This is a genomic window from Shouchella hunanensis, from assembly GCF_028735875.1.
GTDB lineage: Bacteria > Bacillota > Bacilli > Bacillales > Bacillaceae_D > Shouchella > Shouchella hunanensis.
Genome location: NZ_CP117834.1, coordinates 2,538,328 through 2,565,049, shown reverse-complemented (window position 1 = coordinate 2,565,049; position 26,722 = coordinate 2,538,328). Strand labels below are relative to the sequence as shown.

At 39.8% G+C, this 26,722-nt stretch carries 30 protein-coding genes; 16 read left to right on the top strand and 14 right to left on the bottom strand.

Annotated features, from left to right (window positions below):
- Nucleotides 1-25: 25 nt before the first annotated feature.
- The gene (locus tag PQ477_RS13020) at nucleotides 26-229 is read right to left on the bottom strand and encodes a hypothetical protein (RefSeq protein ID WP_144558411.1); all 204 of its coding nucleotides are present in this window, start codon (nucleotides 227-229) and stop codon (nucleotides 26-28) included.
- Between the two features lie 268 nt (nucleotides 230-497).
- Between PQ477_RS13020 and PQ477_RS13015 the strand changes: the two genes are divergently transcribed.
- Complete coding sequence (locus PQ477_RS13015) at nucleotides 498-968, top strand: NUDIX hydrolase (protein ID WP_274272119.1); 471 nt, start codon at nucleotides 498-500, stop codon at nucleotides 966-968.
- 14 nt (nucleotides 969-982) lie between these two features.
- On the opposite strand, the gene PQ477_RS13010 is transcribed toward PQ477_RS13015, so the two are convergent.
- On the bottom strand, nucleotides 983-1,834 hold the full coding sequence (locus PQ477_RS13010) for a methyltransferase domain-containing protein (RefSeq protein WP_060705629.1): 852 nt from the start codon (nucleotides 1,832-1,834) through the stop codon (nucleotides 983-985).
- Between the two features lie 165 nt (nucleotides 1,835-1,999).
- Here PQ477_RS13010 and PQ477_RS13005 point away from each other — a divergent pair, with 165 nt between their 5' ends.
- Nucleotides 2,000-2,137, top strand: a complete 138-nt coding sequence (locus PQ477_RS13005; RefSeq protein WP_158331977.1) for a hypothetical protein — start codon at nucleotides 2,000-2,002, stop codon at nucleotides 2,135-2,137.
- 68 nt (nucleotides 2,138-2,205) lie between these two features.
- Here the strand turns inward: PQ477_RS13005 and PQ477_RS13000 are convergent, their stop codons facing one another.
- Entirely contained in the window at nucleotides 2,206-3,438 is a 1,233-nt protein-coding gene (locus PQ477_RS13000; protein ID WP_246117137.1) for a multidrug effflux MFS transporter, read from the bottom strand.
- 182 nt (nucleotides 3,439-3,620) lie between these two features.
- Here PQ477_RS13000 and PQ477_RS12995 point away from each other — a divergent pair, with 182 nt between their 5' ends.
- A complete protein-coding gene (locus tag PQ477_RS12995) occupies nucleotides 3,621-4,298 on the top strand; it encodes a hypothetical protein (RefSeq protein WP_186370738.1) in 678 nt (225 codons plus the stop codon).
- A 254-nt stretch (nucleotides 4,299-4,552) separates the two neighbouring features.
- Here PQ477_RS12995 and PQ477_RS12990 read toward each other — a convergent pair whose 3' ends face one another.
- From PQ477_RS12990 to PQ477_RS12980, 3 genes are all read right to left on the bottom strand, one after another.
- A complete protein-coding gene (locus PQ477_RS12990; protein ID WP_274272115.1) occupies nucleotides 4,553-4,894 on the bottom strand; it encodes a methyltransferase domain-containing protein in 342 nt (113 codons plus the stop codon).
- A gap of 73 nt (nucleotides 4,895-4,967) precedes the next feature.
- Nucleotides 4,968-5,597 (bottom strand): HD domain-containing protein, encoded by a 630-nt coding sequence (locus tag PQ477_RS12985; RefSeq protein ID WP_144558409.1) that lies wholly within the window; start codon nucleotides 5,595-5,597, stop codon nucleotides 4,968-4,970.
- A gap of 11 nt (nucleotides 5,598-5,608) precedes the next feature.
- Nucleotides 5,609-6,100: a hypothetical protein gene (locus PQ477_RS12980; RefSeq protein ID WP_144558408.1), complete on the bottom strand. Its 492-nt coding sequence runs from the start codon at nucleotides 6,098-6,100 to the stop codon at nucleotides 5,609-5,611.
- A 139-nt stretch (nucleotides 6,101-6,239) separates the two neighbouring features.
- Between PQ477_RS12980 and ytvA the strand changes: the two genes are divergently transcribed.
- Nucleotides 6,240-7,022 carry a YtvA family blue-light photoreceptor gene (gene ytvA, locus PQ477_RS12975; protein WP_035394841.1) on the top strand — a complete coding sequence of 261 codons (783 nt, stop codon included), beginning with the start codon at nucleotides 6,240-6,242 and terminating at the stop codon, nucleotides 7,020-7,022.
- A 54-nt stretch (nucleotides 7,023-7,076) separates the two neighbouring features.
- The gene (locus tag PQ477_RS12970; RefSeq protein ID WP_274272113.1) at nucleotides 7,077-7,286 is read left to right on the top strand and encodes a hypothetical protein; all 210 of its coding nucleotides are present in this window, start codon (nucleotides 7,077-7,079) and stop codon (nucleotides 7,284-7,286) included.
- 14 nt (nucleotides 7,287-7,300) lie between these two features.
- Here the strand turns inward: PQ477_RS12970 and PQ477_RS12965 are convergent, their stop codons facing one another.
- The 4 genes from PQ477_RS12965 to PQ477_RS12950 form a co-directional block, all read right to left on the bottom strand.
- On the bottom strand, nucleotides 7,301-8,191 hold the full coding sequence (locus PQ477_RS12965) for a protein kinase domain-containing protein (protein ID WP_052007916.1): 891 nt from the start codon (nucleotides 8,189-8,191) through the stop codon (nucleotides 7,301-7,303).
- A 345-nt stretch (nucleotides 8,192-8,536) separates the two neighbouring features.
- Nucleotides 8,537-10,045, bottom strand: coding sequence for an FAD-dependent tricarballylate dehydrogenase TcuA (gene tcuA, locus PQ477_RS12960; RefSeq protein ID WP_274272111.1), 1,509 nt, complete (start codon nucleotides 10,043-10,045; stop codon nucleotides 8,537-8,539).
- Nucleotides 10,042-11,145 carry an isocitrate/isopropylmalate dehydrogenase family protein gene (locus tag PQ477_RS12955; RefSeq protein WP_274272110.1) on the bottom strand — a complete coding sequence of 368 codons (1,104 nt, stop codon included), beginning with the start codon at nucleotides 11,143-11,145 and terminating at the stop codon, nucleotides 10,042-10,044. Before PQ477_RS12955 ends, tcuA begins: the two co-directional genes overlap by 4 nt.
- A gap of 65 nt (nucleotides 11,146-11,210) precedes the next feature.
- A complete protein-coding gene (locus PQ477_RS12950) occupies nucleotides 11,211-12,080 on the bottom strand; it encodes a LysR family transcriptional regulator (protein WP_144558404.1) in 870 nt (289 codons plus the stop codon).
- A gap of 142 nt (nucleotides 12,081-12,222) precedes the next feature.
- On the opposite strand from PQ477_RS12950, the gene PQ477_RS12945 reads away from it, so the two are divergent.
- The 5 genes from PQ477_RS12945 to PQ477_RS12925 all read left to right on the top strand — a co-directional run bounded on the left by PQ477_RS12945 (nucleotide 12,223) and on the right by PQ477_RS12925 (nucleotide 16,913).
- Complete coding sequence (locus PQ477_RS12945) at nucleotides 12,223-13,338, top strand: Bug family tripartite tricarboxylate transporter substrate binding protein (RefSeq protein WP_274272109.1); 1,116 nt, start codon at nucleotides 12,223-12,225, stop codon at nucleotides 13,336-13,338.
- Between the two features lie 14 nt (nucleotides 13,339-13,352).
- Complete coding sequence (locus PQ477_RS12940; RefSeq protein WP_060705622.1) at nucleotides 13,353-14,846, top strand: tripartite tricarboxylate transporter permease; 1,494 nt, start codon at nucleotides 13,353-13,355, stop codon at nucleotides 14,844-14,846.
- Nucleotides 14,843-15,277, top strand: a complete 435-nt coding sequence (locus PQ477_RS12935) for a tripartite tricarboxylate transporter TctB family protein (protein ID WP_035394848.1) — start codon at nucleotides 14,843-14,845, stop codon at nucleotides 15,275-15,277. Before PQ477_RS12940 ends, PQ477_RS12935 begins: the two co-directional genes overlap by 4 nt.
- Before the next feature lie 12 nt (nucleotides 15,278-15,289).
- The gene (locus PQ477_RS12930) at nucleotides 15,290-16,441 is read left to right on the top strand and encodes a 2-methylaconitate cis-trans isomerase PrpF family protein (RefSeq protein WP_144558402.1); all 1,152 of its coding nucleotides are present in this window, start codon (nucleotides 15,290-15,292) and stop codon (nucleotides 16,439-16,441) included.
- Between the two features lie 85 nt (nucleotides 16,442-16,526).
- On the top strand, nucleotides 16,527-16,913 hold the full coding sequence (locus PQ477_RS12925; protein WP_035394852.1) for a hypothetical protein: 387 nt from the start codon (nucleotides 16,527-16,529) through the stop codon (nucleotides 16,911-16,913).
- Nucleotides 16,914-16,945: 32 nt separating this feature from the next.
- On the opposite strand, the gene PQ477_RS12920 is transcribed toward PQ477_RS12925, so the two are convergent.
- Complete coding sequence (locus PQ477_RS12920) at nucleotides 16,946-17,560, bottom strand: GNAT family N-acetyltransferase (RefSeq protein WP_274272108.1); 615 nt, start codon at nucleotides 17,558-17,560, stop codon at nucleotides 16,946-16,948.
- Between the two features lie 204 nt (nucleotides 17,561-17,764).
- Between PQ477_RS12920 and PQ477_RS12915 the strand changes: the two genes are divergently transcribed.
- The 6 genes from PQ477_RS12915 to PQ477_RS12890 all read left to right on the top strand — a co-directional run bounded on the left by PQ477_RS12915 (nucleotide 17,765) and on the right by PQ477_RS12890 (nucleotide 23,156).
- A complete protein-coding gene (locus PQ477_RS12915; RefSeq protein WP_035394854.1) occupies nucleotides 17,765-18,730 on the top strand; it encodes an alpha/beta hydrolase in 966 nt (321 codons plus the stop codon).
- Between the two features lie 197 nt (nucleotides 18,731-18,927).
- Nucleotides 18,928-20,046, top strand: coding sequence for a sensor histidine kinase (locus PQ477_RS12910; RefSeq protein WP_274272107.1), 1,119 nt, complete (start codon nucleotides 18,928-18,930; stop codon nucleotides 20,044-20,046).
- Nucleotides 20,043-20,654 (top strand): response regulator transcription factor, encoded by a 612-nt coding sequence (locus PQ477_RS12905; protein ID WP_144558398.1) that lies wholly within the window; start codon nucleotides 20,043-20,045, stop codon nucleotides 20,652-20,654. Before PQ477_RS12910 ends, PQ477_RS12905 begins: the two co-directional genes overlap by 4 nt.
- Nucleotides 20,655-20,670: 16 nt before the next feature.
- Nucleotides 20,671-21,315 (top strand): hypothetical protein, encoded by a 645-nt coding sequence (locus PQ477_RS12900; RefSeq protein WP_274272106.1) that lies wholly within the window; start codon nucleotides 20,671-20,673, stop codon nucleotides 21,313-21,315.
- Nucleotides 21,316-21,402: 87 nt separating this feature from the next.
- A complete protein-coding gene (locus PQ477_RS12895) occupies nucleotides 21,403-22,329 on the top strand; it encodes a S66 peptidase family protein (protein WP_060705616.1) in 927 nt (308 codons plus the stop codon).
- A gap of 398 nt (nucleotides 22,330-22,727) precedes the next feature.
- Nucleotides 22,728-23,156, top strand: a complete 429-nt coding sequence (locus tag PQ477_RS12890; RefSeq protein ID WP_052007922.1) for a PaaI family thioesterase — start codon at nucleotides 22,728-22,730, stop codon at nucleotides 23,154-23,156.
- Nucleotides 23,157-23,199: 43 nt separating this feature from the next.
- Here the strand turns inward: PQ477_RS12890 and PQ477_RS12885 are convergent, their stop codons facing one another.
- The 3 genes from PQ477_RS12885 to PQ477_RS12875 all read right to left on the bottom strand — a co-directional run bounded on the left by PQ477_RS12885 (nucleotide 23,200) and on the right by PQ477_RS12875 (nucleotide 26,383).
- Nucleotides 23,200-24,429: a quaternary amine ABC transporter ATP-binding protein gene (locus PQ477_RS12885; protein WP_274272104.1), complete on the bottom strand. Its 1,230-nt coding sequence runs from the start codon at nucleotides 24,427-24,429 to the stop codon at nucleotides 23,200-23,202.
- On the bottom strand, nucleotides 24,426-25,301 hold the full coding sequence (locus PQ477_RS12880) for an ABC transporter permease (RefSeq protein WP_349775483.1): 876 nt from the start codon (nucleotides 25,299-25,301) through the stop codon (nucleotides 24,426-24,428). The genes PQ477_RS12885 and PQ477_RS12880 overlap by 4 nt, the downstream gene beginning before the upstream one ends.
- Nucleotides 25,302-25,375: 74 nt before the next feature.
- Nucleotides 25,376-26,383, bottom strand: coding sequence for an ABC transporter substrate-binding protein (locus PQ477_RS12875; protein ID WP_035394860.1), 1,008 nt, complete (start codon nucleotides 26,381-26,383; stop codon nucleotides 25,376-25,378).
- Nucleotides 26,384-26,722 lie beyond the last annotated feature (339 nt).

Below are 26,722 nucleotides of genomic sequence, written 5' to 3'. Positions count from 1 at the left end.
CACAATGGCTTAGCCTTGTATAGAATTACTTCTCATCTGTTTGGTTTAAATCAGCTAACTCAGTGAATAAGCGAATTGGGCGCTCTACCGGTCGTTCTACTGGTGTTTCTACTGGTCGTTCGTTACAAGAAGCGCACCGTTTTTTACAGCGACAACCTGGACAAATTCGAGCAGAAAAACCTTTTACAGGTTTGTAGTGGCCATGTCTACCAGATTCATAATAACTCATAAGCTTCACCTCCCAAACCTAAGGGTCTGCTATACCTTATGCATCGGGATTCGATGTTGTGTGGACAAAGGTCCTAATGCTTTTACCTAATCTTATATTTCCTCACTAACATACAAATGGTTTTCCGTCCTAAATGGATCCTACATCAGAAGGATATTATGATCTTTACCGAGAAAGGAACAGTATGCATTAGCGTTTTAAGCGCATTCATTAGATGGAGAACAACATTCTAGGAAACGAGTCTTTCACTTAGAGAGGAGTGATTGCATTGGACTATGTTCAATCATTACGACAAAAAGTTGGAACACAGCCTTTAATCTTACCAGGTTCCGTTGTTTTGATCGTTAATCATCAAGGTGAGCTTTTGCTTGAAAATCGAAAAGACGGGGGTTGGGGATTACCCGGAGGATTAATGGAACTAGGGGAGTCTTTAGAACAAACAGCAGTAAGAGAAGTGAAAGAAGAAACTGGACTGGATGTAAGAAATCTTCAACTTCTTGGCATATTCTCAGGCGAAACATACCATTTTACATTCGACAATGGTGATGAAATATACTCCGTTACTGCTGTTTATTGGACGAAGCATTTTAGTGGGACCCTTCAAGTGAACCCGAATGAATCGAAAGAAGTTCGATTTGTAAAAAGCCTTCCCCCGACATTAAAGGATGAATACAAGGACTATATCTTGCCCTATTACCCATCTATTTTAGAAACAATCCGAACGTCTGAATCGATGTAAATTCAGCGTTCGGATTACGTTCTTGCTATTAAAATGGTTAAATCAATTGTAATAGAAGAACTTCCTTTGTTGATATAGTCGCACCTTGCTCTTTCTTGGACCGTCCAGCCAAGTGGAGACATATCAACAATCCACTGACGCTCCTCTGATGTAACCTCTTTTTTATAGGAGAGAGTCTGCACATCCGTATCACTAAAATGACGGTTAAACAGCTCAATCGTTTTTGAATTTGAATACGGCTGTGCTGAAGCTTCAGCAGTATAAGCACGCAATTCCTGTAAATAGTTTGCTCCTGGAACAACCTTAATCAACTTCCCTCCAGACGTTAGCACACGCTTAAATTCGGCATAGTTTGACGGGGATAATATATTTATAATGATGTCGATGGTTTGATTACCAAAAGGCAGATTTGCAAGGTCCCCGACTATCCAGACATGATCCCGGTAAGACTTAGCAGCTTGTTGAATACCATCTTTTGAAATATCAAGTCCAACTGGAAGAATAGTAGAAAATCTTCTTTTGATTTCATTTAGATGAGAGCCTTCTCCAGTTCCGGCATCCAGTAATAGATCCCCTTCATCAAGCTCTTGTACCAGCCTATCATGCATTGGCGCATACAGTTGTTTCTGTTGTATTATTGACTGCCTTGCTTGAAATAAACGTTTATCGTACTGACTTGATCCCGATTGAGTTAAAGCATAGAGGGTCCCTTGCTTCGATACATCAAACGAATGGGCATGCACACAAACCAGTTTATACATATCTACTAACTCTAACGCTTCCTGACAATACGGGCATGTTAATCGACCATTTAATTGTCTTAGTAAAGACGAAGCCATGTCTCGTTTACTCTTCAATTCCCCCATACGTCACCTTCTTTCAACTATTTACTGTACCACATGTATTCTAAAAAAAGAATATTGCTCCCTCTTTTTGAGACTAAAAAAAAAGGGAAAATCTTTCTATTTTCATAGCAATCTGTTAAAATTAGTACGAATATACTGTAAAGCAAGAATGAAAAGAGGCCTCTTATGCTCGATCAAACAGCAAAATTATTATTTGTTTCATTAAAAAAAGATATGGAAGCGAAGTTAAATCGAGAGCTAACAGTAGAGGAAAAGAAATTTCTTCAAGACCTTTCAAAAAAGAATAGTCAATCTATGAAATAACGGAGCAACTAGACATGCTTCTAAAATGAAAAAGGCAGAAGGATGTACGCCATCCTCCTGCCTCTTTCTCATTCCATTCTCTCATTCGCTTCCTGTTCGTCTTTTCCTCCTTTAGCTAGCAAATAGAAAGCCGCCAAAGCAGAGATGCTAGAAAGGAACATAATGACCCCCATTGGTACAGCCGTATCTTCACCAGCTATACCGACAAGTGGTGCCGTTATAGCACCAATTACAAAAGGTAATAATCCAAGTAATGCAGAAGCACTACCAGCTCTGCCACCTTGTGACTCCATCGCTAATGAAAACGACGTTGTCCCAATCATTCCGATCATTGATACGAACAAGAAAATAGGAACAACAATTGAAAATAACGGGCCATTTATTATGGTCATAATGAGTAAGACACTGCTCGCAAGAGTAGCTGTTATTAAGCCAAAGCGTAAAAATGAACGTTCAGGAATAATACCTGCATACCTGCCAACTAAATGAGTGCCTACAATAATTCCAAGACCATTCACACCAAATAATAGACTAAACACTTGCGGTGACACATCGTAAATTCCTTGATATACAAATGGGGTTCCTGATACATAGGCAAAAATACCACCCATCATTAAGCCTTGAGTAAACGCAAACCCCATAAATGCTCGGTCTGAGAGTAAGCTTTTGAATGTCCGCAATGTATGACCTATACTACTTTGTGTCCGCTTTTCTAATGGCAATGTTTCTGTTAATCGATTGATGACAATGAGCACAATGATAAGACCAAGTAGAGCTAAAGAGATAAAAATCCAGTTCCAATTTGCTCCCGGTATTAGTAGCACGCCACTTCCGAAAACAGGTGCTAAAATAGGTGCCAATCCATTAATGAGCATTAATAGAGAAAAGAACTTTGTTAATTCTCTTCCATTAAATAAATCACGAACGACTGCCCGGGAAATAACAATTCCAGCAGCAGCAGTAAAGCCTTGCATAAATCTTGCCACAATTAACGTCCCTATATTAGGTGCAAGCGCACACGCTAGAGAAGCGAGGACATAAAGAAAGATTGAAATAACAAGCGGCTTTTTCCTACCTTTTGCATCACTCATAGGTCCAACCACAAGCTGACCTGCCCCTAATCCTAATAAACAAGCAGTTAAGCTCAACTGCACAAGTGAAGCTGGGGCATGTAAGTCTGATGCAATAGAAGGAAAGCTAGGCAAGTACATATCAATCGTTAACGGCCCGAAGGCTGCCAATGTCCCAAGCAATAAGGCTAAGCCAAACCGTTTACGTCCCGTAATGGCTGTTTGTTCCAAGCTACCCCTTCTCTCCAATAAATGAAATCGATTTCATAAAGCCACTGTCAGTAGATTCCTTTCTATTTTGCCACTGTTGCAGCCGAAAAGAAAGGACTAATTTTTGGTTTTAAAAAAAGAAGATTGCTCTCACTCTCTTTCGGGTACGTTAGTAAAGGCACTAATGAAAGGAGTACAGTATAATGTTTACATTCATTGACCTTGCACAGTTGATCATGTCTGCAATCATTATTTTACCTATTGTAACCATTATTCGTGAGTCAGGTTACTACTTAACCGCGGTTTTACTAGGAGCTTCAAATAAAAAATTGGTCGTTGGAAGTGGTCCCAAGCTTTTCTCATTAAAGACCATTGAGGTACGCCGTTATTTTTTTATGTATAGTTGGATGGAGTATGAGGAGCTTAACCCAAAAAATCGTTTTTGGCATGGGTTTATATACGCGTCGCCTATTTTATCAAGCACCATTATAGCTGTGATTGTAAACTCACTCTTAGCGGCACAAATCATCCCTGACAATATGTTTTGGAGTACCTTCATGTTTTATATCTTTTATTTTGTATTTTTTGATCTTATACCTGTTTACCTACCAGATGGGCAACCAACAAACGGAAGAGCCATTTTTGACTTGATTTGGCACGGTCAGCGTTCAGATTATTTAAAGAATGAAGAGCGTTCCTACACGAGCTCTCAAGAAAAAACGATGCAAAATCGTGATAAAGATAAACAAGAACGAGATGATCACTCAGACCCTAATCAAGCCGATCATAGAGATGGCTATACAAAAGAACAAAAAGAAACAATCGCCCATAGTGAAGAAAAAGAAGAAGACTTTTCAGACCATACAAAACGAGAGGAATAGTGCCTCCTCTCGTTTGTGGTGCTATATAGCATGGAAAGACATGTACATCTGTTTTTGCGCAATCAAATAAGCCCACTTCTTCACTATGATCTCGTTGAAACGTTCCCTCGATATCCCAATAGAACCGAACTGGAACAGACTGACTTTCCTGATACGTCATAATCTGGTAGTGCCAGCCGCTTGAAATGGATCCATCCATAAAATAGATAGCATGTTGATTAGCTGCTGTGTGACTGGACGTTAACTGCATCAACTTATTCCCTTTTTCGAGCGTGGACAATGTATTGAAATGCAGTCGTTCGCTCAAGTAAACGAGTCTCCCGTTCACCCGTATTCATCAGTTGGTTAATGGCTATAATGTCAAACCCTTGACTGTCAAAAAGTGCATAAATTTCTGCCTTTGTAAAAAAACCAAAATGGGTTTTATCTAATAATCCCGATTCTGTATACGTCCATGTACCGCTTAATAATTGTTCCATAATCGTGATATGGCCAACATTTGGGATGCTTGCATAAATGGAACCACTAGGCTTCAACAATGTCGATGCCGTCTTTAACACTTCCCATGGATCAAGCATATGATTGCTTGTTTCCAAGAAAAAACATCTACACTGGGTAGATGTGATTTCAATTAACGTTTGTTACCGCTCTACTTCTACGTTCTTTCTTCTAAGCCTTTCCTTCCCACTCAAGACTAAACTGTGTTAAGAATTGTTCCATATAGTGGTGGCGTTTTTCTGCTAATTCCTTTGCAGCATGTGTATGTAATTTGTCTTTTAGCTTTAATAACTTCTCATAAAAATGATTAATCGCTGATGTTTCTCCATTACGGTACTCATTCTTAGTCATCTCTTCACGTACAGCAATTGCCGGGTCATAGATGGCTTGCTGTTTAGAACCAGAATATTGAAACGTACGAGCAATGCCTATTGCGCCCATTGCATCGAGTCTGTCAGCATCTTGAACGATTTTCGCTTCGATCGTGCGTAGTTCCATTCCCTTGCTGAACGAAATCGACTGAATAATTTCGAGTATATGATCCACTTGCTTTTTTTCTAGATGTTGTTCTTTTAGGAAATGCACCACTTCTTGTATCGCTTGTTCCTCATTTGCTACAAGTTTGTCATCAATCGTATCATGCAGCAATGCAGCCATTTCAACAATAAATGAATCTGCCTCTTCAACACGCGCTAATGTCTTTGCTACATTCCTGACTCGTTCTGTATGAAACCAGTCATGTCCGGTTGTATCCTTCGCTAGCCTTTGTCTCACCCAATTTTCTGTATGTTGAAGTATCATTCAACCCCTCCTCATCCTTTTCTTTGCTTTGGATAGTAAAAAATGGACCGGCATACTATAAAGAAAATAAAGACGACACTTGGCCAAATCCATAGTGTTGCCAGTGATTCATTCAGTACAAGTAAAATCCCGTAGCCGATAAGTGGAAATGTAGCAGCAAATGAAGCCAACTTAAACATCATTAGAAATGTTAATTTTCGATCTAGTAATCTTGCTACTGACAAAGCGATTGCGGAAATGGAAGCAATCAACAAATAAACGGCACCAGAGAAAATAGGAAAGAAAACAAAAACAAAATAGACTAGGTAAATCGGTAATGCTAAATCACCTAACGCCCCTTCCCTATTTGAAAACGATTGAACCAACAGTGGAATACAAATAAAAATAAGCAAAATGCCTATATAAAAGAACGGGACCCCAATTCTCATTCGATTCAGTTGAAATACGGCTTTCTTTTTAGGAAGCTGAGCACTAACATTTACTTGCTGAAAAAAGTCTTTCATCTTAAGTACCTCACTCTACTAACATTCTTTTCTATTTTACATGATTTTTAATCGATGTGCTTCCTATCCGCTATTGTTTAAATCATTCATTTTCGGGAAACTAGTTTCTATCGACTCTGAATAGAATTGAGGAAATCTTATGGACTATTTGTTTAACAAATCTCAGCTTTTAACGCGACTGCTAGATCGGACGAAAGTAGGTGTGCTCGTAACAGACCCTTCCCAAAAAGATAATCCAATCGTTTACTCAAATCAAGGCTTTACGGATATGACCGGGTATGAAGAGACCGATGTTCTCGGGACCAATTGTCGGTTTCTTCAAGGTGAAGAAACCGATCAAGAAAAAGTAAACCAAATTAGGCAAGCTATAGACAATGAAGAATCTATCTCGGTTGAAATTATAAATTATCGAAAAGACGGAAGCTATTTTTGGAATGAATTAAACATTGAGTGTGTCACCCTTGATCGACCAGATATAAAATACTTTATCGGCATTCAAAAAGACGTTACGGTTCAAAAAGAAATAGAATTGAACTACTTCGAATCTGTACAGCGGATCGACACAATCTCAACGCCTATTGTTCCACTAGTAAATGGCATTGCGGTTATCCCACTGGTTGGTGAATTTGGGAAAGCTCGCTTTGACCATATGTTTGAAACCGTTACAAAGGAAATCTCCGAGCAAGACTTGTCAACATTAATTGTCGATGTTTCCGGGTTAGAGGAATTTGATGAGTACGTTGTTGAAGGGATTTTTCGCTTACGTGATATTATTCAGCTTGTAGGTACAGATACGATCTTAACAGGAATGTCACCGATTCTCGCAAAACAGTCGGTTGGCCTTCAAGAAACCACACTGAAAGGCATGAAAACAGCAAGCTCGGTTAAAGCATTTCTTCGTCACTATTTTGACCAAACGTGAAACATTATTGAATGGAGCCCGTATAGAGGATACATACAATAAGGAGGCTACAACATGGGTGATTTTCCTTGGTGGGTGCTTATCCCTTTGGCTGCTATTCTATTTCCAGTTTTCACTACCCTGATTAATAACCGCATGAAATTAAAAGAATTAGAAATGCGGCAAGGCGCCGGTCCAGAGTTTGACGAAATTGACAAGAAGCTTGATCAAATTCTTGCCCGTCTAGATGCATTGGAAGAAAAAAAGGAACAAGAGAAAGAATAAGAGGTTATCCACTCTTATTCTTTTTCCCAGCATGTAAGAAAGTCTTTAACTGTCGAGAAGCGCTCACGTTTATTCGCTTGCACGGCTTTTAAAGATGCTTGATAGAGCGTTTCTGAAGCATCCCATTTTTCTCTTGAGCGATCTTGCTCGCCTCCAAATAGTGCGAATGCCATCGCACCCATTGTATACACCATCGTCTGTTGATCAATTTTAGCCCCTCTCTCAAACTCTTCAGGAGACATAAAGCGCGTTGATCCCCACATCGTTCCCCTTTTATTAACATAAGGAGTCTTTGAATAAAAATCGATGTCGCATATGGTCATTGTATTTGTTTTAAAGTTATACATTAAACTCCCATCATAAAAATCAATGGATACATAGCCTTTGTTTGCAACCATTTGGTGGAAGGACAAAATTTGTATAAACGCTTTTCGCTTTTTTTCAAATGGCAATTGCTTGAAACGATAAAAAGGTGAATCAGGATGGGTATATTTTTCTGGGGGAGGAAATTTCCAATGTGGGTGTAAATTTTCCCCGTCTGTCCAACTAAAAACAAGTGCATAGCCACTCGGTCGTTCAATGGCTTCAATGTACGTAATTAAAGTAGGATGATGCAAGTCTTCGTACACCTGTTTCGCTTCTTTTAGCTGTTGAATGGCTTCTGATGTTGTATTCGAACCGTTAATAGTTTCTGCTCCTGCATACTTGATAAAATATCGTTTTTGCCCGGATTGGATACCAAAGCTTATATTGCCAGAGTCTTGTTGATCAAAGACAGCAAAGACCTTTCCATAGCTTTGTAACCAACTAAAATCATGCGCTTTTTTCAACTGTATCGTATATCCATTTAATTCTTGGAACACACTATTCCCCCACTCGTTTCGTTTTTTATAATGGTTCGCCATAGGCTATGTGACCATGTAAGTGTTTTGAATTTTAATAGTCTCCTCAATTCGTTACGCATACACGCATTCACTCTAGTAATAGATTCACAGCGGTCTCTTCTACTAGAAAAGAAGGAGTATGTCTCTTGGATAACATGGTTCGTATGATAAATGACTCGGACAATTTCTGTTTAAACCATTTTTTCAGTTCTGTTTTTCCACTCAATATCTCTATACAGTAGAATTTTCTATGTCGTATTTCCCTTTCTAAGTAATACTCTTTTAGTATCTCAACATTATGAATAGATAGCAAGTTAATCAAAAAAGGCAACTAGCCTAATAAAACGCTAGTTGCCTCTGTAAAAGCTAGATTTCGACTGATTGCTCGCTTATATACTTTCCTGCATGCTCACCTGAAAGCTTACCAAATACCGCACCAGACATTAAGCCGGAACCACCCGGATAATTATGATAAAAAAGTCCTCCAATCATTTCACCTGCTGCAAATAATCCGGGAATTTCGTCTCCATGTTGATTAAGAATATGACCATTTGGACTTGTTCTTACACCTCCAAATGTAAACGTTATCCCACACGTAACTGGAAATGCTAAAAACGGAGCTTGGTTAAATGGAAGTGCCCAATTACTCTTTGCCGGGTGTATCCCCTTCGTTCCTTTGCCATCTTTTATGGCCGGATTGTATTCTCCAGGCTGTACAGCTTGATTATAGTTATTGATCGTTTTGATTAATACATCTCCGTCAACACCCATTTTATGAGCTAGTTCCTCAATGGTATCCGCTTTATAGACCGAGGCTTCCTCGATCCGATATTCTTTTCGTAAATTTCCAAAAACATTCCCATCAAACAATTGAAACGCTTTTTGCTCCGGTTGTTTCAGCGTTTCTTTTCCATATTTGGCATAGGTGTAATTTCTAAAATCTGCTCCTTCGTCAACAAATCGTTCACCAGCGGTATTAACGATTAAACCTAATGGATAGGATGATTTTTTGTAAATATCACCAGGTTTAGAAAAATCCCCTGTCTCCGGTGCAAAATAATCCGTCGTATGTGCATGACAACCTTCCCATTGACCATATTTTACGGCACCTAGTTTTAAAGCTAATTCTAAGCCATCACCTGTATTATATTCCGTCCCACGAACAATGGCATGTTCCCATTCTTCACCCAACTCTTCCATACGCTTTGCTGCATTTGCTTCAAAGCCACCGCACGCTAAAATAACGGTTTTCGCAGTAATTGTCTCTTCTCCCTTCTCAGTACCGACTGTCAATGTAAATTGGGTTGATGATGACTTATCTAGATCTTTCAGTCGAGCGTTATAGGCAATCGAGATGCCTAGTTCTTCTACTCTCTTTAGCAATGACGAAATTAGACCAACACCTTTATTCGTTGTCTTTAACGGGAGCCCACCCCAGAACTGCTTTTTTTCACCATTCATGTAATATTGATTTTCGTTTAATTCAAATTGGATACCGTTGCGTTTCATCCACTTAATCGTCTCAAATGAGCGCGTCACAAGCTGTTGTGCCAATTGAGAATCGGTTTGTCCTTCTGTCACACGTTGCAGATCGTCCATAAATTCATCTGTTCCGTAGTTTGGCATTTGAATTAATCGATCTTCTACCTTTATGTCATCAGACAATACTTCTTTTAAGGAATGCCAATCCCCATATGCGGTTCGAATTGCACCATCAGTAAAATAAGAGTTGCCGCCTCGTTTTTGTTTCGGCGCGCGCTCAAGAACGAGTACATCTTGACCATTTTCTTTTGCGGCAATCGCTGCGCATAAAGCTGCGTTCCCTGCGCCAACTACTACGACTGGCCATTGTTGTTTCTGATGAATTATATTCATTTACATATCTTCCCTTCTGTCATGAGGTTTATTACATGATCGGTAAATTCGTTTGTCGTCGCTTGACCTCCAAGGTCAGGTGTTGCTATTCCCTTTTTCAATGTGGCTGTTACTGACTCGCGAATTATAGAAGCCAGTAACTGTAAACCATGGTCTTTCTGTTTCTCACCAAGCCATTCAAACAATAATGCAGTAGATTCAATCATGCCAATTGGATTGGCGATACCTTTACCGGCAATATCAGGTGCCGAACCATGTGCAGCTTGTGCCATCACTTTTGAAGCGCTTGCATTAATGGAACTTGCTAAGCCTAAACTCCCAACAAGTTCACCTGCTAAATCTGAGAGTATATCCCCAAACATATTTTCTGTGACAATTACATCAAAGTCAGGCATACGTCTAACTAAGTGCGCACACATCGCATCAATATGATAATCATCCACTTTAACGTCAGGGTACTGCTTACCAACTTCCCGACAAAGAGACAGGAAGAACCCGCTCCCTAATTTGATTACATTTGCCTTATGCACAATCGTTACCTTTTTACGTCGGCGCTGAGCTTTTTGAAACGCCGCATGGGCAATTCGTTCGATTGCTTTTCTAGTAAACACCCCTGTCGTCAAAGCAACATCTGGGGTCACCATCATTTCTCCTACTCCTTGGAACATATTTCGATCAACGTAAAAACCCTCTGTATTTTCCCTATAAATAACAAGATCGGCTTTGTCAATCATCCCACGTACAAATGGACTTGATTGAATTGGTCTTATATTGGCATATAAATCAAAATGATGCCTTAGCTCTCCACTTGGATTTCTAAGTTCTTTTAATTCAGCTGGGTAGGAAAGTGAATCGTGTGGACCCATTAACCAGCCTTCTAATTCAGATAGGTGCGCAATCGTTTCATCCGGCATACTTGTTCCGAATTGTTTAATCGCTTCTTCACCCATTTGTAGCGTCTTCCATTGAACAGCTACTCCCGCATGCAAGGCAGCCGCGGAAGCAATCGCTTTTGCAGATTCAACAATTTCATAGCCAATTCCATCACCGTGCAATACACCTAACGTAAGCACGACAGCACCTCCTTCTTTTTCGTTCATGCTTTTAGCTTACTAGCGTTAGGTCATGAAATAAAATATCATTTTTTTTGCATTTCCAATAAAATTTATTTATGATCTATCTCCATCGTCTGTATAAATTGAATAAAGCGCTCCACAACCGCTAATCTTGAAGCCTCTTCACTAGCAAGCAACCAAGTACGGCGAATAACAGGCTTCTTGTTTTTAAAATGTAACGGTTTAATGTACAGTTGATCCTTTTCAGATAAAGAAATCATTGGAGCAATAGAGTATCCTAACCCTTGTTTCACCATCTCTTTGCACGTTTCAAACCGATCTAGATCCATCTCTGTATAGGGTGGGTCTTCAAAGCGGTCATTCCACCAAGATTTAATGGACTCCGTTAGTGAAGTATCCGTTCGATAACTTAAATACGGTTGCATCGGAAGACTTTCTATTTTTAGTTTCGTTTTTGATATAAGCGCGAGCTGTTCTTCTTTCAAGAGCAACTTAATACCAGGCCAAGAAAAATCATTACGAAGAATACCTACATGAACAACATCATTTTGCAACAGATCAAGGATCTGGGTACTCCAGCCTGTCCGAACTTGAAAACGGACATTTTCATATTGATCGGAAAACGCTTTCAACATTTGTGGAAGTAAATATTGTGCATAATTACTAGAGGCACCGATTCTTAACGTACCACTCACTTCATTTTGCATATTCAGTAGTTGATCTTTCATTTGTTGATACGATTGAATCATTTCACGTGCTTGTTGTGCCAAATAATCGCCTTCTGATGTAAATCCAATCCCCTTTTTTGTTTTAAAAAAAAGCGAAACCCCAAGATCTTGCTCAATGCGTTTTAATCGATAGCTAATCGATGGCTGTGAAACAAATAATTTTTCAGCTGTTTTTGTAATATTTTTATTCTTATAAAGCTCATGTATAAGATGCCAATCTTTTTGATCCACCACATTCACTCCTTTTTTAAATTGTCCTCATTATACCGCTCATAGAAAAATTTTATAGTGTTTTATAAAATACAACTATTTTACTTATGTTTTGCAATCGCTTACAATTCGATTCAAGAACCAATTCAAGGGGGTTACAGCTATGAAGACAAAACACCTATCATTTTTTATTTTTTCATCCTGCATATTCTTTACCGCGTGCAACACCATTGAAGCAAACGATGCAAGTGAACAAACAACAACCGGCTCTTTATACGAGGATCGTGTTATTTCCTTTGTTGTTCCCTTTCAAGCTGGAGGAGGAACAGATGTATTTGCTCGGTTTATGACCCCCTATTTCTCGGAACATATTAGTGGCTCTCCTCGTGTTCAAGTTGAGAATATCCCTGGAGGAGGAAGCATTACAGGTACGAACGAATATGCACAAACTCGTAAACCAAATGGCAGAAACATTTTAACAACGAGTGGATCGTCCCATATTCCTTATATTCTCGGTCAAGGATCGGTTCAATACGATTTATCGAATATGACGCCGATTATTGGCTCTCCATCAGGTGGCGTTGTTTACACCAATCCAGAAAAAGCCTCTCAAGGTGTGCATGAACTTGTTGAGACATCAGGAGAACTTTTTTATGCAGGAATGTCTCCAACTGGTTTAGATCTTATCACCCTTCTTTCTTTCGAAGTCCTAAATTTAGATGTAAAAGCTGTGCTTGGCTATGAAGGGAAAGGTCCTTCACGTGTAGCTTTTGAACAAGGAGAAAGCAATATTGATTATCAGACAACAACTGCCTACAACCGAAATGTTGTGCCGCTTGTTGAAGAGGGTAGAGCGGTTCCCCTTTATAGTCTTGGTCAAATTGATGAAAATGGCGATCTTATCCGCGATCCTCAGTTCCCTGATTTACCTACCATTGAAGAGCTGTATATTGAATTACATGATGAAGTTCCTACTGGTGAAGCATGGGAAGCATATAAACAATTTGTCGGTGCCGGATTTACTTTACAAAAGGCGGTTTGGGTTCATGATGATGCACCAGAAGCTCATAAACAAGAGCTTCACTCCTCCATGATTTCATTAATAGAAGATGAACAGTTTCAAGCGCAATCAGAAGAAATATTAGAGAACTATCAACCGTTTATTGGAGACGATTTACAAGATCGCATTAACGCGATGCTAGACGTCAACGAGAGTACAGTTAATTGGGTACGACAATTTTTGTTAGAAAATTATGACGTCGATGTTAATCGTCTATAAAAGGAGTGCTGTTCATGCTAGAGGCTGCTTGGGAAGCGTTACTAATTGTTTTGCACCCATCACGAATTGGTTTTATGTTCTTAGGCATTTTTATTGGTATCTTTGTCGGATTACTCCCAGGATTAAGCGGAACCGTTGGAATGTCTTTGCTCCTTCCCTTCGTATTCGGATTAGATCCTTTTGTTGGTATGGCCTTGTTAATCGGTATGGTCGCCGTTGTTCACACTGGTGATACATTTCCTTCTATCTTACTTGGTATCCCTGGTACGTCAGGTTCTCAGGCAACGATTATGGATGGCTACCCTTTAGCGAAACAAGGGCAGGCTTCTAGAGCTATGGGAGCATCCTTCTTTTGCTCAATGGTAGGTGGAGTTGTAGGTGGCATCTCTTTATATTTAATGATCCCTTTTGCCCGCCCATTAATATCGGCTTTTAGCTCTCCAGAATTATTTATGTTAACGATGCTTGGCCTAAGTATGGCTGGATTACTCGCCGGAAAGTCACCAATTAAAGGCATTATCTCTGGCTTACTCGGCCTTTTGATAGGCTCCATTGGAAGCGCACCTGCCGTTGCCGAATACCGCTATACATTTGGTTCTTTGTATTTATCAAACGGTGTCTCATTACCTGTGGTTGCTCTTGCTATTTTCGCTTTTCCAATTATGATCACAATGCTTTCAAGTAAAGGAAGCATTACGAGCAATCGACCCATCAAAGGCGGGATTATGAAAGGCGTTATGGACTCTCTTCGAAATAAGTTCTTAGTTTTTCGTAGTGCCGTTATTGGCACATTAATTGGATTTGTTCCTGGTCTTGGAGGTAGTGTTGTCGACTGGATTGCTTATGGTGCTGCCCAAAAAACCGTTAAAAACAATACATTTGGTCAAGGGGATATAAGAGGAGTGATTGCGCCAGAAAGTGCGAACAATGCGAAAGAAGGAGGCTCCTTAGTACCTACCCTATTATTTGGAATACCTGGATCAGGGACAACCGCCATCCTTTTAGGTGGCTTAACTCTTATGGGGCTAGAAGCTGGTCCAAGAATGCTTGGTGCCGACTTGCCTGTCACTTTATCCATTGTATGGACACTTGTATTCGCAAATATTTTCGGGGCGTTACTTTGCATGGCTTTAATACGACCTATATCCAAAATTAGTTTTATTCCGAGTGAAAAGATTGTGCCGTTTTTACTTGTCTTGCTTATTCTAGGTGCTTATCAGTCTAATTTCTCATGGGGCGATATTATCGTCTTTATCGCTATTGGCCTTCTAGGCTATATGATGACCATTTTAGACTGGCCAAGGCCCCCATTACTAATTGGGTTCGTACTTGCGATTTCAGCTGAAAGATACTACTGGATTTCCATTGAGCGCTATGGTTGGGAATGGCTTACAAACCCTATTGTTATAGGCATTGGCATTGTTATTGCTTTCCTCTTAACCGGAGGAATGTTAATGAAACGGTTTAGTAAATCGGTTGAGTCAAAAGGGGGAAATATGTCGCTATGAATAAAGACATCTTGAACATTATCTTTACGCTATTTCTCTGCATCGTTTTTGGTAGTGCCGCTATTCTCGCTTTAGGATTTTCTCGACTAGCACAATTCTTTCCACTTTATGTGTCGGTGGCTGGAACCATTTTGTCCATCATTTATCTTATCGTTTTACTCATTCACTACAATAAAAATCGCACCGAGCATGAACGGATTTCTTTTATTAAACCGTTACGATACATCGGCTGGATTGTTGGTTATATTGGCGTTATTTACGTCTTTGGTATGTTTATCGCAACCAGTTTGTTTATTCTTAGCTTTTTGCTCATCGAAACAACGATGGTTTGGTGGAAAACGATTATCTCTGTAGTATGTGTGCTTGTCGCCATTTCCACTGCCAGCAGCTTGCTCGGCGTTTATTGGCCAACAAATATTCTAGGTTTTTAAGGAGTGATAGATGTGAGAGAGTTTGAACGTATCCGTGCAGCCATCATACGAGGAGGCACAAGTAAAGGTGTCTATATATTAGAACATGAATTACCTAGCAATCCCGTTGTGCGTGATCAAGTCATTCTTTCTATCTATGGAAATGACGAGCGTCAAATAGATGGATTAGGTGGGGCAGATGCTTTAACAAGCAAATTCGCAATGGTATCCGTCTCGACACGAGCGGATGCTGATATTGCTTATACATTTGGACAGGTGGGGATTGGCACAAAGACAATTGATTACGGGACAAATTGTGGAAACATTTTGAGCGGGGTTGGTCCTTATGCCATCGATGAAGGGCTAGTTCCTCCAGTCGAACCGATTACGAAGGTTCGCATCTATAACACGAATACAAATAAAGTTATCATAGCCCATGTTCCTGTCTTTAATGGACGATCCGTTTTTACAGGGGATTTCTCCATTGACGGTGTTCCTGGTACTGGAGCCCAGATTTTGCTTGAGTTTGAGCACGCAGCAGGAGCTGTAACAGGCTCGCTGTTTCCAACTGGCAATCGGAAAGACACGCTCTCTATTTCATATGGAGATGTCGAAGTAAGTATACTCGATGTGACGACCGCTGTTGTTTTTTTACATGCACAATCCATTGGTTTAAAGGGAACTGAACTGCCGTCACAATTAACCGTCGAGCAACTTCACCAGCTTGAAGAAATTCGAAGCGAGGGTGCCAGATTGCTCGGATTTGTCCAAAAGAGAGATCAAGCAACAGCGGTTACACCGGCAAGCCCCAAGCTGATCTTAGTTCATGAACCATGTGCGTATCAAACCACAACCAATCAAATGGTTCGAAAAGAAGGGATTTCATTTGTTAGCCGTGCCATGTCTATGCAAAAAATGCATCATGCTTTTCCTGTTACCGGTGGTCTATGCACAGCTATTGCCTCACAGTTGAAAGGGACTGTCGTAGCAGATGTGAATCACACTACATCATCCTCCAATATAACGATTGGTCATCCTTCTGGCACGATGGGCTTTTCAGCAAAAGTGGAAGAACAAGAATATGAAGAGCCAATCATTAAGCAAGCTGCAGTTGCACGAACGTCTCGGAGGTTAATGGAAGGCTATACGTATGTGCCTCGTTCTATTTATTGGCAGTCTTCATGAGTTTGTAATGATCTGATGAATCAAACCTTTCCACATTGACGTCCTTTACGACGACAGCTAAAATTAGTTTAAAAAGGGTGTTTTGATGACATTTTACATTGCATCATCGTTTCGAAACGTGGAAGCTGTCCGCACGCTAGCTACTTCATTACAGAAACTTGGCTATACACAAACATACGATTGGACTCAGCATCAGCGTGCCTCAGAAGCTCAGGAGTTAAAAACGATCGGCGAGCTTGAAAAGCAAGCTGTTGAACGTGCTCGTTTTTTTATCCTACTGTTACCTGCCGGAAAAGGAAGCCATGTGGAATTAGGGCTTGCTCTTGCAACAAATAAGCCGATTATCATTCATTCACCCCCTAGAACAACTATTGACCCTTCAACGTTCTACTTTCTAAACGGTGTCACTCATAGTAATAGTGAGCTAAGTGACCTTCCTACCATCATTGACGAATGGGTTCGTTCAACGTAACGAGCCCATCCATTTTTTTTAGACGACTTGAGCTAGATGACTGATCGCTCATAGTAAACAAACTGTTGTGCCTTTCCTTTCCACATAAATGATTCGTTGTCACGTCCTATTTCATGAAACCCGTTTTTCACTAGCACTTTTTGAGACGCTACATGAGCTGAAGTCGTCTTTGCTGTCACTTTTTGTAAATAAGGATGGCTCTGCGCTTCTTCTATTCCTAGCGCAAGGGCTTTTTTCGCATAACCTCGACCTGAGAAAGCTTCTCCTATTCGATACCCTACATCTGCCATTTCACCATTTATCGTTAGATTAAGACGGCCAATAAGTGCTCCTTCCTTATTGAAAATCAGATAGAAAAGGCCTTGCCCACTTTCCTCTTCCTTTATCAGTTCCTCTAAGCTTTTACGAAAGGCTTCTTTTTGATAAAAGGTTTCTCCCCTACTCGGTACCATCGTTTCAAAATAAGTGCGATTGGTTTGTTCAAACTGATACAATGTTGTTTCGTGATCTTGACGAAGTCTTTCTAATTTCAACCCCTGTTGAGTTGTTCGATTGGATCGGTTCTGCTGAGCCGGCTTTTCCTGTATGTTGTGCTTAGGTTTTTTGTTATCATTTACTTGTCTTTTCGTACTTTCTTGAAGATTCATCGGATCGTTCACTCCATTTCTTCTTGTTACTAAATTGTAATTTCACGCTCTTATCGCTAGAAAGCAGGTTCTCTCACAATTGATTTGTTTGATAGCATTTGTAATCAACTTTCGTAGCACGTATAATAATGCTACAATCCAAACTAGTAAACTGGTTATCTCTAAACCATCTAAAGAACGAACTACACCTAGGGAGTGGAAAGGATGAAGAAACGCCTCAATTTCAAAAGTTGGCTAATGAACGCTGTCACCACCTTTGCGGCTTTACTCGTCCTATTGGCTGGGGCACTTATGTTCGTTGGCTATAAAGCAACGAATCCAGCAATTCGACTCCTTGAAAGCAATCCTAGTCATTACGACCTTGCCTATGAGGAAGTTCAATTCTCGAATAAATTTGACCACATTTCATTAAGTGGTTGGTGGATTCCATCTGAGCATAATTCCCTTTTTAATACGGATAAAGCTGTTATTTTTGCTCACGGTTATGGATACAATCGTACTGAAATGCCGTTTAGTCCCCTGCAATTAGCCAGTCGTTTAAATAAAGAAGGCTACCACGTGTTTATGTTCGATTTTCGAAATTCAGGTATGTCTGAGCAAGCACCTACAACATTTGGCGGTAATGAAAAGACAGATTTATTAAGCGCCATTGACTATGTAAGTGAAACATACGAAATCGAGGATATTGCCTTAATGGGTTGGTCTATGGGCGCTGTCACTTCGATTATGGCAGGAGCAGAGTCTGAACAAGTGAAGGCGGTAATTGCGGACTCTCCCTTTGCCAACTTAAGTGAGTATGCTGCTGAAAGTTTTCAATACTGGACTGGCCTACCAAAATCATTTGCAACAGGAACGACCCGTGCCATTGGTGTGATGGTCCCTGGGTTTAATCCAACTGACGTAACTCCTTTGTACGCCGCTCAGTCGTATCCAGAAGATAAAGGGTTATTTCTTATTCACTCAATGCAAGATGGAGCCATTCCGTATTCGGAATCCGAAGCCATTCATCGGAGTGCTTCAGGAAGCGAACTTTGGCTACCGGAAAAAGGCGGACATATCCGTAGTTATTTTCATTTTGAAAATGAATACGAGGAACGTGTATTAAACTTTTTAGATCGCCATTTCATCAAGCATGAACCGTTTATCTCTGACCCCATATACTTTTCGTAAACCTTGTTGACCTATTTGTTCAACAAGGTTTTTGTTTTTATTTTCTCATAACATTCATTCATTTCAACAACCAAAATGACAGTTGTCATTTATTTTTGATGACAGCCATGTCTAGTATCGGTAAAAGCTACATTCTACACTTATATTCAAGCTATACTAAAAGGAGTTAATCATGACCGAGAGAGGATGGCTTGCTTTTGTTTTTTTATCCACGTAATCAGCTTAAACTATTTTTTTTGGACTTAAGTGTCTTTGCTTTTTTATTGTTTATCTTGCTTCAAGCTGAGTCTGAACTTTCTTATTTCATTCGACTACTTGCCTTTATCCTCATCCTCTTCTTATACGTTATCACATTGAACTTCAAGAAGTGGCTACATGTTCTAAGTAGTTTGCTAGGCATTTTGCTGTTCACCTTTTTAGCTATTCAAACAACCCCCAATTTGCTTATTTACTTATTTGTTTTTTCAGATGCCAGCGGGAATGTAAAGATTACACCCTATGTTTTGCTTACCCAAATCGGATTGGTATTGAGTTATGTAACTGTATCTAGCATTTCCTATGGGGATCCTTTTGCTTTTCTTACAACCATGTTCTTCCCCTTTCTCTTTCTTCAGCTTGCATTACCATACGTTATTCGAATGATTAAGCGTACACAAAGTTTGGAGAGGGATCTAGCTGTTGTAAATAAAGAAATCGAGTCTCTAATAAAAGAAGAAGAACGAAACCGAATAGCAAGGGATCTCCATGACACGCTTGGTCATACCATGGCTGTGATTAAATTTAAAAGTGAGCTAGCCATAAGACTAATGGATCAAGACTCGAAACGAGCAAAACTTGAAATGAAAGCTGTGCTTGAGGAAATAAAGGGTGCTTCTAAACAAGTACGGGAGGTAGTCTCAGAATTAAAGCACATACGCATTCAAGATGAACTACAGCACGGTAAATCCCTTTTCAAAGGAACCTATATCAACTACTTCATTACTGGTCAGCACTCCATTCCCCAGTTATCAGAAGTAACGGAATCCATGCTAGCGCTTAGCATTCGAGAAGCTCTGTTAAATTGTTACAAGCATAGTCGAGCCGATCGCGTTCATGTCCATTTTTCACTAAAAGATGCTACCCTGACGTGTGAAATAAAAGACGACGGCGTTGGAATGTCGCAAGAACGAGATCTTGATGGCACAGGTATTCAATCTATTCAAGAACGAATGGCGTTCGTTAATGGGAGAAGCGAATGGAATCAACATACTACAGGGAGTGGTGTTACGATCACGCTATTCTTGCCTATAATTGATAAAGGAGGGAACGCTCTATGATTCGAATTTTTATTGCTGAGGATCAAACGATTCTGAGGGATGCGTTAACTTCTCTCATTCATTTAGAGACCGATATGAACGTAATTGGTCAAGCTAGGACAGGAAAAGAGGTACTAGCATCTCCCATCATTCAAGAGGTAGATGTTCTCTTGATGGACATTGAAATGCCAGAAGGAACAGGTCTTGAAACAGCAGCTAAACTGAAAGACATCGGTTTTAACGGTAAAATTGCGTTACTTACCACTTTTTCTCGTGCAGGCTATATTGAATCTGCCATGCGGATTGGTGTAAATGGCTATTTGCTAAAAGATGAAGCGATTGAAGACCTTGTTGATGGCATACGTCGGGTGTATAGGGGCGATACCGTTATTTCACAAGCGCTTCACCAGCAGTTGTTTCAACTCCAACACAATCCTCTAACAGAGCGGGAACAACAACTACTATCGTCCATTTTGATTGGAAAAACGACCGAAATGATGGCAAAAGAACACTTTCTGTCTATTGGTACCGTCCGAAATTATTTATCTACTGCTATGCAAAAATTACAAACAACGAATCGATTTGAAGCTGCGCAAAAAGCAAATGAGAAAGGTTGGTTAACAACATGAAAGGAATTATTTGGGAATGAATGTATTTTTGAACTATGGAGGAATTATTTTTATTACTTTAGAGGTTCTCTCTTTACTCTGTTTGCTGTTATTCGGTTTAACACGGTATTGGTTTAACCGTAAAACGATTAGCACCACCTTTATTTTTTTATTTATTCTTATGACTATTTTAGAAGCGATACTGGCTTGGCTACTTTATCGAGAAACAGGAGAAATTTCCTCTCTACAGATTATTATTACCATCTTTGTTCTTTACGCCATTACTTTTGGGTATCAAGATTTTCGAAAACTTGATCGTTGGATGAAGAAAAAAATTGGTCAGTGGCGTGGAGTAAATCTATTGACAGCTGACGATAATCGCAAAGCTGAAAAACAAAAAGACCCATTCTACAAAGCAAAGCACTATCGACATACTGCTTTTATTCATATCGTTGTTTTCTTAAGTGCACAAATGATTTTCTTTTCATTAGGAACAGAATCAATCCTCGAAGCCTTTTCTTATCTTCAAAATTGGTCCTGGCTTAACGGTGATACACCTATTGATGCTACACCTTACCCTAATGAAACCATTTATAGTATTTCCATGATATGGGGAATTGTTTTTGTCGCCGATATGATCTATTCATGGTCATACACCCTTTTTCCGCAAAAGACAAAATAGGCTTTCATAACCTGATTTTGTCTGTCTATTTCTTCTCTCTATCCATATACTTCATTATAGAAGCGATACGAGGAGGGGAAACAATACATGAGCATTGCGCCGCCGCAACTCAATCAAGGTGATACGGTAGGAATTGTAACGTTAGGTAGCCCACTTTCAGCTGACACCATTCGTACTCGGGTTGATTATTTGGAGCAGCTTGGCTTTAACACCCTTTTAGGAGAGAGCGTGTTCAATCGAACAGGGTTTTTAGCTGGGTCTGCTGAGAGTAGAGCGAATGACTTTATGAATATGGTGTTAAACCCAGACGTAAAATGGATTTTGCCGACGCGAGGAGGTGTAGGCGTCGCAGGTATTATCCCTTATCTTGATTTCACAGAAATTCGTGATAATCCTAAGATTATTTCTGGCTACAGTGATATAACGATCCTTTTAAATGCCATCTACCAGTATGTAGACCTTATTACGTTTCAAGGGTTACTTCTGATTGATTTTCGTGATAGTACCCCTTCATATAATTTTGATCAATTCTTTTCAGCGACTATGAACGGCAATGCCCCCTACCGATTCCTTAACCCGCCTGGAATACCCTTACAAGGGAAGGTCGGTGGAGTTGGAACAGGTGAACTAGTTGGAGGTAATCTAACGTCATTTGTTGATTCGTTAGGCACACCTTATGAAATAAACACGAGGGGAAAAGTGATCTTCCTTGAAGATACACACGAAGCAACGAATACGATTTATCGCTATTTAGCTCACTTAGAAGCAGCAGGAAAATTTGAGGATTGTGTAGCTATTCTGATGGGTACATGTACGGATTGTCCAGTATCCTATAATACAAGTTACCAAGATTTAATTGATGCCTTTATTGTACCTTTAGGCAAACCTCTTGTTACGAATGTTCAATCGGCACATAATTATTATAAAGGAACGTTACCTATCGGCGCGAATGTACGAGTCGATGGAACAAACGGAACGATTACCATCTTAGAAAATACTGTAGCCGGTAATTAGGCATACAAGTATGTGACGGAACGAAAGGCGAATTGGCCCTATGAACTGCCACTCTGATACTGAAGTGATAACGTTGGAGAGAGCATATCATGAAGGCTGTTCACCTTTCTTTTTTTACCGTAAGATGAATTGTACACTCCCTTAGAACAAAACAGCATTCCTTCACAGTGATGACCTTGCTACAAAAAAGATTAAGGCCTTACCTATAAAACGACTCCCTTAGTGAATTCACGAGTCTGTTATGTTTCGAGATTCTTGTGGTTTTTTCACAATCGCTCTTGATCGAATCAATTGAAACTTATTGGTGCGTAATTCCAAATCGTTTAACCTCTTTCTTCATAGAGCAATGTTTTGTATACTTAAATGTAAACGCTTTATTAATTGAATGGAGGCTAGACATGACTACTTTTACTGACGACCAACTTTTACAGCTAAGCAAGCATGCGAAGAATACCTTAATTGAGCACCTTGGCATTACATATAAGGAGGTTTCCCTTGATAAAGTCGTTATGACAATGCCAGTGGGACCAAATGTGCATCAGCCCTATGGGGTTCTCCACGGTGGTGCTTCTGTTGTTCTTGCCGAAACAGCCGCCTCCATTGCTACAGCTATTAACATTGATCAGGATACTCATGTTTGCTTTGGTATGGAAATAAATGCGAATCACATTCGTACTATGGCTGACGGTTTACTTATTGCCACGGCCACTCCTTTTCACAAAGGGCGCTCCACAATGGTTTGGCATATTGAACTAACGAATGAAGAAGGAGAAACCATCTGTATTTCACGTTGTACCGTATCTGTAATGAAAAAAAAAGTTAACTAGCAAATTAAAAACAGCGTGTCCCCTTCAACACGCTGTTTAGCTCTTATACCGGACTTAATTCTTCTTTTGGATGGTACTCTTCTGTTTCGTCTACTTCTTCAGAAATTAGTCCTGACAATACATGCACTCGTAGGATAATCCCTTCTAATTGTCCTTCTTCGGTAACAACCGCCAATGGAAAAGCGGAGGTTAATGCTTTGGGAATTAAATCTGTCACATAGCAATCTTTGGTTACTTTTTGAATCTCTTTTGACATGACGTCACTTAAAGCTTTCTTTTCTTTAATGCCTTTAATGGCTTGATCAATTGTAAGAATACCTTTTAAGCGCTGACGATCGTCAACAACAAAAACGCTTGATAGTCCATTCCGCTTCATTTCTTTTACTGCCACATTTAGACCATCTTCTACAGAAACCATCGCGTTTGGCTTCATCATAATATGTGAGGCTTGAAACACTTTTGAACGGTCAATGTCTTTTATGAACTCGGAAATATAGTCATTTGCAGGGCTTTCCATAATTTCTTCTGGGGTGCCAATTTGAACCACTTTCCCATCTTTCATGACGGCGACTCGGTCACCAATTTTAAATGCTTCGTTTACATCATGGGTTATAAAAATAATTGTCTTTTGAAGACGCTCTTGAATATCGAGAAGTTCACTTTGCATCTCTCTCCGAATGAGTGGGTCAAGTGCACTAAATGGTTCATCCATCAATAAGATGTCAGGATCATTTGTTAATGCTCGGGCAAGACCTACCCGTTGCTGCATGCCTCCTGATAGCTCATCTGGGTACTTATTTTCATACCCCTTTAATCCTACGATTTCGATATTTTTCAAGGCAATTTCGCGCCTTTTTGCTTTAGGCATTTGTTTGATTTCTAATCCATACTCGACATTTGATAAGATTGTTCGATGTGTAAACAGTCCAAAATGCTGAAAAACCATTGCGATTTTGTTTTGTCGCACTTTTTTTAATTGGTTGTTCGAGTAAGCGACAATGTTTTCTCCATCTAAGACAATTTCGCCATCAGTAGGTTTATTTAATAAGTTGAAACATCGAATGAGCGTCGATTTCCCACTCCCAGAAAGACCCATAATGACAAAGGTCTCTCCTTTCTTTATATCCATAGAAGCATCATAAACACCAACGGTATGATTTGTTTTTGCTAGTATTTCTTCCTTTGTCATTCCTTGTTTAATCATAGGAATCACAGATTTTGGTTTTGGCCCAAAGATTTTTGAGACATTCTTAAGTGAAATTTGGATGGTCATGACGTCACTCTCCTATGTCTTTGAATTTTATTTGCAAATCCATTTGTCATTCGATCAATGATAATCGCAAGAAACACAATACTAAGTCCTGCTTCTGCACCTAGTGAAATATCAACACGATTGATCGCTACTAGTACTTGCGCACCTAATCCACCTGCACCAACCATAGAGGCAATGACGACCATCGCTAGTGCCATCATAGTCGTCTGATTTACACCAGCCATAATCGTTGGAACGGCTTGCGGTAGCTGAACCTTCCATAATGTTTGAGCTTTTGAAGAGCCAAATGATTGAGCAGATTCAACCATCGAAGGACTAACCCCTCTAATAGCCAACTCAGTTAAACGCACAACTGGCGGTACTGCATAAATAATTGTTGCGAAAATAGCCGACACATTTCCAAGTCCGAAAAAGAAAATTGCTGGAATTAAATAAATAAAACTTGGCATCGTCTGCATGGCATCAAGTATAGGACGCATCACGATTGAAAAACGATTACTAAAAGCCATTATAATACCGAGTGGAATTCCTATAATTAAGCAAATTAAGACAGCGGCTATTATGATAGCTAAAGTCGTCATCATTTCAGACCATAGCCCGAATGCTCCGATGATAAAAATAAAAGCACCATAGATGAAACCAGAACTCCATTTCTGAAAAAACCAGCCAAGCGCAATAACAATGAATATGAATAACCACCATGGAAATAAGTCGAGGAAATCATTAATACCGTTAATAGTATTCACGCTTATAAAATAAATAAAATCAAATACACCTGCACCAGCTTCTGTTAACCAGCTAATAAATGCATCTATATAGTCCCCTAGATTCAAACGAATATCTGGAAAATTGTTCATTGTCTTACGATACACGTCGGTGTATCCATTCACCTCGTTTCGGAAAATTCAAAACACTAAGCAGGCTAGCGCACAGCTAGCCGCTTTTTTTATTTAATCGCATTTACTACTTTTTCAGCGATATCCTCTGGTAACCAACTTGTCCATACGTCTTCATGCTCTTCCAACCAACGCATGGCTGCTTCTTCTTCCGTCAATCCGTCTTCTTCCATGTACAATAAAGCTTCTTCCGTTAAGGCACTGCTCGTTTCGTAATTTTCAAGAAATTCAACGACATCAGGGGCTTGGTCTGGAAGATGCTGATTAATCGCAACCGTTACATCGTTTGGAGGAAACTCAGTCGAACGGTCTTCTTCCCATTGATCTTGATTGTATTCATCTTCTTCCAGTAAAGTTAAATCGTATTTTGCCGTAATGCCCGTCGGCTCCCAGTAATAACCAACCCAACCTTCGCCAGCGTCATAAGCTCGCACTAAATCTGTTACCATGCCAGAATCTGAACCAGGAGCAAACAAATTAAACGTCTCACCGAGTCCATATGTTTCAAATTTAGTAGAGATATCATCATAAATCGCCCAATCACTTGGAGCATTCAACACTCGACCCTTTGAAGAATCTTCTGGGTCAGGAAAAACGTCTGGATAATCAACAAGTTGATCCACTCGACGTAAATCCGGCGCTAACGGTTCAATCCCTCTTTCTTCATCTCCTTCAATGACGTAGGTCGGCACGTAAAGACCTTGAACGTTGTCATCAAAATTTGTTGAGACTTCAATGATGTCGCCTGATTCAATGGATTCATCGTAAAGTTCTCTAATATTATCTGTCCACACTTCCATATAGACATTAATATCACCATCACGTAACCCTTGTACAGTGGCTGCAGTAGAACCCATTGTTGTATCCGTATCCATTTCATAACCTTCTTCAATAATGGTCTGAGCAATGGCGTTATGAATTCGAATGCTCTCCCACCCTGCATCGGCAAACGTGATGACCGAGAGTTCATCTGCATTTCCAGTGCCATCCCCGCATGCCGACAGCAGGGCGATTGCCGCTACTAGACTTAGACCCGTACCTATTCTTTTCTTTTTCATTTATTTACCCCTTTTTCATTTTATTTTTCACCTTTTTCAGGTGTTGATGCTGATAGAGGTTGCATAGATTGCTTCTTATTATATTGAAGCGTTTACTTATTCACAAACTTGATTTTTATGTGTTTTATAGAGTTTTCCGCCATAAACACCGTGGATTGAATAGTAGGGCTTTTCTCCCTTACAAATCGTCGACAATTCAATCATTTACGACATAATTCGACTTTAACCTGCTTTTTTTCTAAAATTCTAGAAACGAAGTCGTGAGTACCCTTTCCCGGATTATGTCGAAGTTAAACCAAAAAAGGCGAAACAAAATAAATCATTGCTTCGCCTCTCATC